Annotated in this window: 11 protein-coding genes and 1 tRNA gene; 2 read left to right on the top strand and 10 right to left on the bottom strand. The window is 64.3% G+C overall.

Features of this window, described 5'->3' with window-relative positions; translation table 11 throughout:
- Nucleotides 1-52: 52 nt before the first annotated feature.
- From ASF00_RS10635 to ASF00_RS10625, 3 genes are all read right to left on the bottom strand, one after another.
- Nucleotides 53-1,312 carry an MFS transporter gene (locus tag ASF00_RS10635; protein ID WP_055878321.1) on the bottom strand — a complete coding sequence of 420 codons (1,260 nt, stop codon included), beginning with the start codon at nt 1,310-1,312 and terminating at the stop codon, nt 53-55.
- A gap of 279 nt (nt 1,313-1,591) precedes the next feature.
- Nucleotides 1,592-2,659, bottom strand: a complete 1,068-nt coding sequence (locus ASF00_RS10630) for an LLM class flavin-dependent oxidoreductase (protein ID WP_055878319.1) — start codon at nt 2,657-2,659, stop codon at nt 1,592-1,594.
- Complete coding sequence (locus ASF00_RS10625; RefSeq protein ID WP_055878316.1) at nt 2,656-3,549, bottom strand: aldo/keto reductase; 894 nt, start codon at nt 3,547-3,549, stop codon at nt 2,656-2,658. The genes ASF00_RS10630 and ASF00_RS10625 overlap by 4 nt, the downstream gene beginning before the upstream one ends.
- A gap of 31 nt (nt 3,550-3,580) precedes the next feature.
- Here ASF00_RS10625 and ASF00_RS10620 point away from each other — a divergent pair, with 31 nt between their 5' ends.
- Together ASF00_RS10620 and ASF00_RS10615 are read left to right on the top strand one after the other, a co-directional pair.
- The gene (locus tag ASF00_RS10620) at nt 3,581-4,669 is read left to right on the top strand and encodes a Gfo/Idh/MocA family protein (protein WP_268795096.1); all 1,089 of its coding nucleotides are present in this window, start codon (nt 3,581-3,583) and stop codon (nt 4,667-4,669) included.
- Nucleotides 4,670-5,311: 642 nt separating this feature from the next.
- A tRNA-Arg gene (locus ASF00_RS10615) sits at nt 5,312-5,388 on the top strand.
- 4 nt (nt 5,389-5,392) lie between these two features.
- Here the strand turns inward: ASF00_RS10615 and ASF00_RS10610 are convergent.
- The 7 genes from ASF00_RS10610 to ASF00_RS10585 form a co-directional block, all read right to left on the bottom strand.
- Entirely contained in the window at nt 5,393-6,499 is a 1,107-nt protein-coding gene (locus ASF00_RS10610; protein ID WP_055878315.1) for a site-specific integrase, read from the bottom strand.
- A complete protein-coding gene (locus ASF00_RS18510; protein WP_156348299.1) occupies nt 6,496-6,666 on the bottom strand; it encodes a hypothetical protein in 171 nt (56 codons plus the stop codon). Before ASF00_RS18510 ends, ASF00_RS10610 begins: the two co-directional genes overlap by 4 nt.
- Nucleotides 6,663-6,926 (bottom strand): hypothetical protein, encoded by a 264-nt coding sequence (locus ASF00_RS10605; RefSeq protein WP_055878312.1) that lies wholly within the window; start codon nt 6,924-6,926, stop codon nt 6,663-6,665. Before ASF00_RS10605 ends, ASF00_RS18510 begins: the two co-directional genes overlap by 4 nt.
- A 195-nt stretch (nt 6,927-7,121) precedes the next feature.
- Nucleotides 7,122-7,310, bottom strand: coding sequence for a hypothetical protein (locus tag ASF00_RS10600; RefSeq protein ID WP_055878310.1), 189 nt, complete (start codon nt 7,308-7,310; stop codon nt 7,122-7,124).
- A gap of 1 nt (nt 7,311) precedes the next feature.
- Nucleotides 7,312-7,827 carry a hypothetical protein gene (locus tag ASF00_RS10595; protein ID WP_055878308.1) on the bottom strand — a complete coding sequence of 172 codons (516 nt, stop codon included), beginning with the start codon at nt 7,825-7,827 and terminating at the stop codon, nt 7,312-7,314.
- On the bottom strand, nt 7,824-8,471 hold the full coding sequence (locus ASF00_RS10590; RefSeq protein ID WP_055878306.1) for a phage tail protein I: 648 nt from the start codon (nt 8,469-8,471) through the stop codon (nt 7,824-7,826). Before ASF00_RS10590 ends, ASF00_RS10595 begins: the two co-directional genes overlap by 4 nt.
- The gene (locus ASF00_RS10585; RefSeq protein WP_055878853.1) at nt 8,468-9,352 is read right to left on the bottom strand and encodes a baseplate assembly protein; all 885 of its coding nucleotides are present in this window, start codon (nt 9,350-9,352) and stop codon (nt 8,468-8,470) included. The genes ASF00_RS10590 and ASF00_RS10585 overlap by 4 nt, the downstream gene beginning before the upstream one ends.
- Between the last annotated feature and the right edge of the window lie 539 nt (nt 9,353-9,891).

Genomic DNA, 9,891 nt, shown 5'->3' with positions numbered 1-9,891 from the left:
CCCATTCGTGCGATGGGTATAAAGAATGACATGCAGGCCTGTCGTGAGAGCTTTAGCGGGCCTCGACTGGCCGCAGCACTGGCAACAACACATGGATCCAGCCGACAGCGAGCAGGTAGGAGAAGCTCGCGAACAGGAACAGCGGGAGATACCCGAGCCCGGCGGTCAGGACGAGTCCTGCAACCTTGGCGATAACCATGCCCCCGACATTGCCGCTGAACGACCCGAACGCGGTGACGCGGCCGAGTTTGTCCTGTGGCACGACGTCGGCGATCAGCGCGAAGAGATTGGTCGAAAATGCCTGATGTGCAGCGAGCGTGAGCGCCATCAGTCCGATCGTGACTGCGTAGCTGCCCGCATAAAGCACCAGCGGGATCGGCAGGACGCAGAGCGCGGCGACCAGCAATATGCCTTTGCGCACCGCATTGACGCTGTAGCCGAGGCTCAGCAACCGCGTCGAAACGCCGCCGCCGAGCAGCGACCCGGCCGCCGCGCCACCATATGCGATCGCCAGCGGCACACCGAGCGCGACGCCGCTCAGCCCATATTGCCGGTGGAAGAAATCAGGGAGCCAGAACAGGAGCAGCCACCACGTCGCGTCCGACAGGATTTTCGCGCCCGCGACCGCCCAGGTCTGGCGGTTGCGTAGGATCGGGCCGTAAGCGGTGGGCGGCGTCGCGTCCGTTTCGACCGGACGTTCGAGCGGAACGGATGGGGAGAAGCGTACGCGGCGCGTCGCGATCAGCCAGACCGCGGCCCATACCAGCCCCAGCCCACCCGCCGCGACGAACGTCCCGCGCCAGCCGACCACGAGCGCGACACTCGGGATCGCCAACGGCGCCAGGATCGCGCCGATGCTGTTGGCGGCATTGGTCGCGCCGAACCCGCTTGACCGCCAGTTCTTCGGCAACACCGACGCGATCGTCTTGATTCCCGTCGGCGTTCCCATCGCCTCGGTCGCGCCGAGGCTGACGCGGATCATCACGAATTCGGTCATCGACCGCGCCCAGCCATGCGCCATCGCCGCGATGCTCCACGCCGCGACGCCGATCGGGTTCGCCCATTTGACGCCGAGCTTGTCGACAATCCACCCGGTGAACAGGAACGCGAACGCTGCCCCGCCCTGGAACCACGCCGCGAGCGTCCCATAATCGTCGTCGCTCCAGCCGAGATCGGCAGCGATCGTTGGCTTCAGGACGGAGATGATCTGGCGATCGACGAGATTGAGGATTCCTGCGGTAACGACGAGCGCGAACAGGAGTGCGCGCGCGCGGGCGCTGAGTTGTGCGACGGTCTTGGTAGGCTTGATCATAAGCGTCTAGCATGGACGACCCGAGCGCAGAGGCTAGCCAGTTTCTCTTCGCCGACCCGGTTATTTGGTTGCAGCAGAGGAGGGGCTCGCACGCCCTGCGTTACCGCGGATTTGCCTGGACCTCCCGCTCACGCAAGCATTTTCCCCCCCGAAGCCGGGAATCCGGACTGACTCCCGCGTTGGCCGGAGAACAGGGTTCGCGGGCGCTGTACGTAGTCCTTAACGTCCTCGAATTAGGGCCCGGCCTTCGCTGGAATGGCACAATTGGCGGGGGGCTCGCTAAATAATCAGCGGCCCGTGCTCGATCCGCGGCAGTACATGCCGCGCGAACAAATCAGCCTCCGCCGCATGCGGATACCCCGAAAGAATAAACGCATCGATTCCCTCGGCCCGGTACGCGTTCAGTTTCGCCAGGACCTGATCCGGATCCCCGACGATCGCAGCGCCGCACCCCGACCGAGCACGCCCGATCCCGGTCCAGAGGTTCGCCTCCGCATAGCCGTCTTCGGACCCCTCGCGCAGCTCGGCCTGACGTCGCACGCCAGCCGACTGCGAGTCCAACGACCGCTCCCGGATCGCGCGACCCTCGGCATCGTCGAGCTTCGACAACAGCCGATCGGCAGCCCCCCGTGCCTCCGCCTCGGTGTCGCGCACCACCACATGCACGCGGTAGCCGAACCGCAACGTCCGGCCATACTCGGCTGCACGCGACCGCAGATCGGCGATGATCGCCCGCACCGCATCCATCGTATCCGGCCACATCAGATACACGTCCGCGTTGGTCGCCGCCGCATCGCGCGCAGCGTCGGACAGCCCGCCGAAATATAGTGCCGGGCAGGTCCCGGACACCGTCGTCGTTCGAGGCGGATCGACCTTCAGCTTCCAGAACTCGCCATCATGATCGAGCGGCTTGCCGTCCAGCAACGTCCGCAGGATATGCATCGCCTCGACCGTTCTCGCGTATCGCGGCGCGCTCTCAAGCTTCTCACCCGGCAGGTCGCTCGAGATGATGTTGATCGCCAGCCGCCCGCCGAGCATCCGGTCGATCGTCGCGATCTGGCGCGCGAGTTGTGGTGGCCAGCTCTCGCCGATCCGCACCGCCATCAACAGCCGCAACCGCTTCAGCATCGGCGCGATTCCCGCGGCGAACGCGGTCGTGTCGATCCCCAGCGCATACCCCGACGGCAGCAGGATGTTATCGTAGCCTGCGGTCTCGGCCTGCATGACGATGTCGCGGCAATGCTCCCAGCTCGACTTGAGCGCTTCGTCGGGCACGCCGAGAAATTCGTAGTCGTCGTCGCACAGCGCGGAGAACCAGCTGATCTCGCACGGCAGCAGGTCGCTCATGGAAGGTTCTCACCCATCCCGGCCTGCAACACCGCATACCATTCGGCGCGTGTCCACTCGACCTTGTAAGCATCGGCCGACGCCGCGATCCGCGCCGGGGTCTGCGAGCCGACGATCGGAATGATCCGTGCCGGATGCGCCATGATCCACGCGAGCGTCGCGGTCGCTGCATCGACGCCGCAACGCGCGCCATGCTCGGCGAGCAGCCTGGCCGCGGGGTGCTCGCCCTGCGCCAGCCGGCCGCCGCCTAGGGGCGACCACGCCATCACCGCAACGTCGTGTTGCATCGCCTGGTCGAGCGTCCCGTCAAACAGCGGCGCCGTGCGCAGCGGCGAGAACTCCGGCTGCGTGCTCACGATGGGCTGGCCGAGAAACGACTGCAACGCATCGAACTCGTCACGGCTGTAATTCGATACGCCTATGCTGCGGATCTTGCCCGCCTCGATCATTCGGGTCAGCGTTTCGGCGACTTCCTGCGGATGCGTCAGGAAATCGCGGCGGTGGATCTGGTACAGATCGACCTGCTCCACACCCATCCGCGTCAGCGACGCCTCCAGTGCATCGCTGAGATACGGTGCGCTCGAATTATACGGGATGCCGGGCCGGATGCCCGCCTTGGTCGCGATCACCATCTGCGCGCGCAAGGACCGATCCTCCGCCAGCGCGCGCCCGAACAGCGCCTCCGCCGAGCCGAACCCGGCTGGCACGTCGCAGCCATAGATGTCGGCGGTGTCGAAGAAATTGATCCCCGCCGTCTGCGCCGCGTCGATCATCGCGCGGACGGGCGCAACCTCTCCGGCCAGCCGCCACATGCCCCAGGCTATCGGCGAAACGAAGATTTCGCTCTTGCCGAGCGGGCGGAGGTCGTTGGAAAGGCGGATCGTCGTCATAACGACGGCTCATGGCATAGGGATAGTCAGCTTGGTAGCCACGATCAGATACGGCGTCGTCGGAACGGGCATGATGGGCGTCGAACACATCCGGAACCTGGCGATCCTGCCGGGCGCCGAGATCGTCGCGATCGCCGACCCGGTCGCGGACTCGATCGGCTGGGCGACCGCGGCATTGGGCGACCGGGCCGCGGGTGTCGCACGGTTCGATTCGGTCGAGGCGTTCGCCGCCGCCGCGGAGGTGGATGCGATCGTCATCGCCTCGCCCAACAACACGCACCGCGCTGTGCTCGATCGCCTGTTCGACATGGATGCCGCCATCCTCTGCGAGAAGCCGCTGGCCACGACGATCGACGACGCGCGCTGGATCGTCGAGCGCGCCGCTGGTCATGCGAAGCCATTCTGGACCGGCATGGAGTACCGTTTCATGCCCCCCGCCGCCGCGTTCATCGACCAGGTGCACGGCGGGCGCGTTGGCCGCCTCCAGATGCTCTCGATCCGCGAACACCGCTTCCCGTTTCTCCCCAAGGTCGGCGACTGGAACCGCTTCTCGCACAACACCGGCGGCACCATGGTCGAGAAATGCTGTCATTTCTTTGATCTGATGCGGCTGATCGTCGGCGCCGAAGCCGTGCGGGTGTATTGTTCGGGCGCGATGGATGTGAACCACCTTGACGAACGCTATGACGGCCAGCGTCCCGACATCATCGATAACAGCTATACGACTGTCGACTTCGCCAATGGCGTGCGGGCGATGCTCGACCTCAGCATGTTCGCCGACGGCGCCGAGGATCAGGAGGCGATGTCCGCGACCGGCGACGCCGCGCGGCTCGACGTGCGGATTCCCGCGGGCGAATTGGTCTATTCCCCACGCGTCGGCTTTCTCAACCCGAAACAGGTCGAGCGGTCCCATGTCGCCGTGGACCCGGCGGCCAAAGCCGCCGGCTCGCACGAAGGTGCGACCTATTACCAGCACGCGGCCTTCGCCGCTGCGGTGCGCGGTGAAGGGCAGGTCCAGGTCACCGCGGAAGACGGCCTGCGCGCCGTCGCGATCGGCACCGCTGCCGAGATCAGCGCCCGCGAACACCGCGTCGTGACGATGACGGAACTCGGGTTCTAGATCGGGGTCAAAACCGGGCCGTCGAATTGCGGATACGCGTGTCCTCAATTGGAAGGCCCGTCGCCGAGGTCCGGAGCAAGGGAACGGTGTTGATTGGCCCTGCGGTTTTCAACCACCCCACCGCAAGTGGGGTCGGCGTGTCGTCATGCGACACAACGACACTGCAATCGGCTTAGCGAAGACCGGTGTCCAGCGCAGGAGAGCGCAAACCGATCGCGGTTATCGGGGATAAATGCGGCGTTGACTGAAGGCGCGGACGATATGTCACCGTGCTTTTGGTGCCCACGGACACCGCAAGCATCCCGTGAGCGATAGCTGCTGAGATAGGTCTTCGTCAGCCGCGGTCGGGCACCGGCCTATGCTGTTCGTGCCGATATCGGTCTGAGATGTGCCCGGATGCAGCACTCGCTGATCGTCAACGAACATGATTGTCGCAAAGGAGGCAACGCCGATCGAGTTGGCGAACAATCCTCCGGTAGGAGACAGCGTCATCCTGGATGATCGGTTTGCCAGTTTCGGCCTGCCGATCCATGACACTCGAACTGACCGACACGCTACCGCTGGCTGTAGCCGGTCCGAGATTTTTGAACCGTCATTTCACTAGCGCGGCCCGAAAGGCTTTGCTAAGCGACCTCACCGCAGGCACCCGTAGCTCAGCTGGATAGAGCGCTGCCCTCCGAAGGCAGAGGCCACTGGTTCGAATCCAGTCGGGTGCACCAAAATTCATTTTATATCCCCTGATTTCAATGCTTTAGCAGCATCTTTGGCTAACCTTTCCGCGAGGTTAGCCAAAAGTTTGATTGCGGCAGTGTCTGAAAACGTGCGCTGGTCGGCCGCGGCGGTGTAGCGCGCGACCTCGCTGTCGGTCGTGTGACCGGTCCACGCTTTGATCTCTTGGTTCGAGCAGCCAGCCTCGGCGAATCGGCGTGCCGCGGCTTTGCGCAGGCCGTGGGCCGAGCAGTTCGGCAAACCAGCCTCGTCGCACCACTGGCGGAATTTGTTGCCGAAGCCCTTCACCGAGAACTGCTTGCCGAATTCCGTTACGACGAAGATCGCGCCGACTGTCGGCGTCGCTAGGATCGATTCCGCCAGGCCCGGCATGATGGGCAGCGAGACGAAAACCTTTGTCTTTTCCTGGGTGAGCTCGAGGCGCGTATCGCGGACGCTGGCCGGTCCCATTTTCCGCGCATCACCGCCGCGCTGGCCGGTCCAGATCATCAGATCGAAAGCCAAACGCGCGATGGTGCCAACCGGATGTTGGCGCTCGTATGCGGCAATTTCTTGCTCGGTCCAGCTATGGAACCCGCCACCGCTGACCTTGAAAGGTCGCGTGACGATGACCGGGTTGCTGCCAGCCATCCCGATCCGCATCGCGAACTTCATCAGCGCCGAGAGCCGCTTTCGCAGCATGTTCGCCGACGTTCGATGCGGCAGCAACTCGGCAAGCATTGCCTCGACGTGTCGCGGTTGGAGCTCGCGCACCATGATCTCGCCATAGCGCCGTCCCTTGCGGGTCCGTGCGCGCCAACGTTCCAGCGTGCCCCGATAGACGACGCGGGTTCGTTCGCCCGGATCGAGAAAATCTGGCGAGCGGTAGTAGCGTGACAGCAGGTCGTCGAACGTGCCAACCACAGCACGATTGGCGCCGGCTTCGATTTCAGGGGCGCTGACGCCGTCATTACAGGCGCGCAGCTCCGTCAGGAACGCCTCGGTCCCTGGATCATTCTTGAAATAGTAGGTGACGAAACCCGTCCGGCGATACCGATAATGGGCCTTCCCATGTCGGTCGCGGAACGTGCTGACGTACTTTGGCAGCCAACGCCGTTTCACGCGAACATCTCGTCCAGGCTATTGGCGCCAACTGGCAACACGCCAGCGCCCGTCGTAACGATGATCCGGCCGGGCTCGATCTCTACGCGCACCGGAACACCGACCTTCTCCGCGGCGCGAAGAACACGGGCTAGATCCGCCTGCCGGATAAGGGCTCTGGCGCTCATGCTGCTATCCCCAAGTCAGTCAGACCCGGCTGTTTTGCTGAGGGAGACATGGCTTGCGACACGACGGCGCGCAGCTTCTGCGCATGAGCCAGGAATCGCTTTGCCCGCTCCTCTAGACCACGAGCCGCTGCGATTATGTCAGCATCACATGCGCCGCGCTCTCCGCCGATCTTGTAATTCAGATTGCGGACCGTGATACAAAGTTCGTCGGCGAGCCGGCCTTTGCCGAGCAATCCAGCTGCAGTGTCCAGGCCCATCATACGAGGGACCTCAATCGGAAATGCGACCTGTTCCCGATTTGAGGAACAGGCTGTTGACTGTGTGCATGGCTGAGAATGGCGGGCTGCAGAGGGAGCGGCGCTGAACATCATACGAGTCCTGTGGTGGAAGGTGCCGCGGGCCCGACGCCACCTTGAGGTCTTGTAGAGAGCGTCTCAACAAGACCGCCGAGAGTGTCAGAACATGGGCCGCGGGCGTCGTTTGATCGGGTGCAAATCGGCGGCGAGGCAAAGGAGTGCCTGGCCGTCGTCGAAGCGAACCGAGGCAAAGGTCTTGCGTACGGCGAGGACATCGCACTGTTTTCCGGTCCGGCCGAGCCCTTGGAAAAGGGCGCGGTCGCCGAAGCAGACTGCGACGTCGCCCACGTCACGAGTGCGACGCTTCGGCGAACGGCCTGGGGGGCAGGGGGGTGTGCCCGGGCTCCACGTTGCCGAGTGCCAGCCGGCAGATTCGGGTCCATTGCGGCGCGAGCGTCGCAACGAGGATGCCGACTGCCGTTGCGCCGGCGCTGCCGAAGGCGACGTCGATCGCGAGCAGGAACGATGCAACCTGCGCCTTGACGAAAATGCGCTCGACCTGGCCGACCACGGCGAACAGCGTGCCATCGGCAAGGAACAGGCCGAGACCGCGCACGCCATAGGTCAGGTCGGCATCGTCGCGCAGGACCATGTGGACGATGTTGTTGCCGACGGGCTTCCCCGAGATCGTATCGAGGCGGCGGAATTCGCCCGGCAGCGCGGTCAGCGTCGGGGCAACGACGAAAGCGGTATCGGTCAGACCGACATGGCTGATCGACAGGTCGATATCGTCCTCGACCTGAGCGGCGGTGAACCGCTGCAGGCCGAGCGTCGTCATGGTGAGCGCAAGCGCGGGGAGGATCATGGGCGGGTATCCAGATAAGCGCCGTCATCACCCTCCAGCGGCTCGCCATCCTCGGTCTGGAGGAAGAACTGCCATTCGGGTGATACGTCGATGGTGAGGTTGGCATTTTCACGGATGAAGCTGGAAAGCCGGGCGGCAGCGCGCACGCCGATCGCACCGGCGAGCGTGACGAGCTGCACCACTTTGAAATGTTCGCGCAGCGGCTTCACGCGCGACACCTCGCGCACGATCTGGTCGACGAACGCGACCGAGGCGCGCGCGCCGCCCGGCGCGGATCCGGGGGCGGTCACCATCGGAATGACGACCTCGAACGTGTGCGCCGCGCCGCGAGGCGCGGTCTGATGCCACTCGACCAGCTCGATCAGCGCGTCGAAGCTGGCGATCACCGCCTCGACCGATGCGCGGGTGCCCTTGATCCGGTGCAACGCGATCGAGCCGGCGATAGCCGCGCGCTTCCTCGCTTCCGGCCAGTCGGCATCCCAGCGGTCGACCGAGAGGGACCAGGCGAGCCAGGGCAGGATATCGGCGGGGCAGGTGGCCGGATCCCATAGCGGGGCAAGCGGTATCGGGACGTCGCCGATCCGGGACGTCGCAATCTCAAGCGCGCGCTCGAGCGCAGTCGCATTGGGGGGCAGCAGCGTCACGTCGTGTATCCGCCATGGCGGATCGTGATGGCGGTGCAGTTGCCCGCCTGGCTGAGATCGCAGGCGATCGACGCGACCGGGCTCTGCAGGTCGACGTCGATGACACCGGCGACCTTCAGCGCGGCGGTGATGCCGACGCGGGTGATCGCGCGGCCGAGCTTGCGGCTGTCGGCCAGATACGCAACGAGCGCCGCGCGTGCGGCCGTCAGGATCAGGTCGGTATCAGGGCCGGAAAGCGTGAGCAGCGCGGCGACGATCTCGAACGACAGGATATTCGCCGAGGCGACGGTGACCGCGTCGCCCAGCGGGCGGATCGCGGGATCCGTGACGATCGCACGGACAGCGTCGAGCAATTGAGACGAAGCGACGCCGCTGCCGATGCGCGACAGGACCGACACCAGCACTTCGCCGGGGGCCGGTGACGTGGCGCTGGCATCGAGGACGTCGCCGCTCGCATCCTTCGCGTGCTTCACATAGGCCAACTCGGGGCCGGCGACCGAGAAGCCCTCGGGAGCGAGGACGATGCGCTGGCGAAGCGCGTCGTCGGTTTCGGGGATCGTCGTCGTACCGTCGGTCACCGACAGCCGCGGCACCCCGACCAGGGCGGCGAGATGATCGAGGTTCGCGCCGGTGGCATAGGCGACCAGCAATTGCTTGCCGGCATCGTCGCCCGCCTGGCGGATCAGGACTTCGTGATACGCCGCGACCTGCAGCACCTTGACCGCGGGATCGCTATCGACGGTGGCATCGAAGCTCGGCAGGAATTCCCGCATCTTCGCGACCATTGCAGCGAGGATCGTCTCGTAACCGAGCAGCGGGACGATGGTCGGCGCCGGCAGGCGCGACAGGTCGACGGTCGTTGAGGGTGCAGTTGCTGCCATGATGCCCGCCATGTCGGCGCGCGCGCGGGCGAAAAGCTACGGCCGAGTTTTGTAGAGACGGTCTCTACAAGACAGCCGTGCCCCCCAAGCGGAAGCCGCCTGCGATGTCCGCTATGGGAAGGAAAGCGGACTTTCCGCTTTCGCGAACGCCGATGGCGATAGCCGACACAACGCTGCGACGTCAAAACGATGATGAAATGGGAATGCGTATGCCTTTAAAATCTCATGATCGCACCGCAACTGGGGCGTAAGACGAGATTCGCCTTCGAGCACGAAATTTGTATTGATCTGGCTCAATCCGATCTCTGGCTTTGAGCGTTACCATCCAATGAAACCAGACGAACCATTGTTACGCGATGCGTATGAAGCGGGCTTGAAAAGCGGTCAATGCGAAGGCGTTCCGGACCAATGCCCCTTTGAAATTCATGACAAAATGTCAGAGCGTTTCGCGTGGCTTTCCGGTTGCAGCGTTGGCAAAGCTGTACGAAGGTTAAAGTAGCAATCCTCGGTTTGCATCAAACGATGGAAACGCGATCTGG

Source organism: Sphingomonas sp. Leaf34 (assembly GCF_001421805.1).
In the GTDB taxonomy this organism is placed as follows: domain Bacteria; phylum Pseudomonadota; class Alphaproteobacteria; order Sphingomonadales; family Sphingomonadaceae; genus Sphingomonas.
Note: the sequence above shows the minus strand (reverse complement) of the source record. Positions and strands in the feature narration are given on the sequence as shown.

What these genes read in the sequence shown, in the direction of transcription:
- ASF00_RS10630 (WP_055878319.1), bottom strand. Translation starts at nt 2,659, where the DNA reads ATGAGCGACCTGCTGCCGTGCGAGATCAGCTGGTTCTCCGCGCTGTGC.
- ASF00_RS10635 (WP_055878321.1), bottom strand. Translation starts at nt 1,312, where the DNA reads ATGATCAAGCCTACCAAGACCGTCGCACAACTCAGCGCCCGCGCGCGC.
- ASF00_RS18510 (WP_156348299.1), bottom strand. Translation starts at nt 6,666, where the DNA reads ATGAGCGCCAGAGCCCTTATCCGGCAGGCGGATCTAGCCCGTGTTCTT.
- ASF00_RS10625 (WP_055878316.1), bottom strand. Translation starts at nt 3,549, where the DNA reads ATGACGACGATCCGCCTTTCCAACGACCTCCGCCCGCTCGGCAAGAGC.
- ASF00_RS10585 (WP_055878853.1), bottom strand. Translation starts at nt 9,352, where the DNA reads ATGGCAGCAACTGCACCCTCAACGACCGTCGACCTGTCGCGCCTGCCG.
- ASF00_RS10595 (WP_055878308.1), bottom strand. Translation starts at nt 7,827, where the DNA reads ATGATCCTCCCCGCGCTTGCGCTCACCATGACGACGCTCGGCCTGCAG.
- ASF00_RS10605 (WP_055878312.1), bottom strand. Translation starts at nt 6,926, where the DNA reads ATGATGGGCCTGGACACTGCAGCTGGATTGCTCGGCAAAGGCCGGCTC.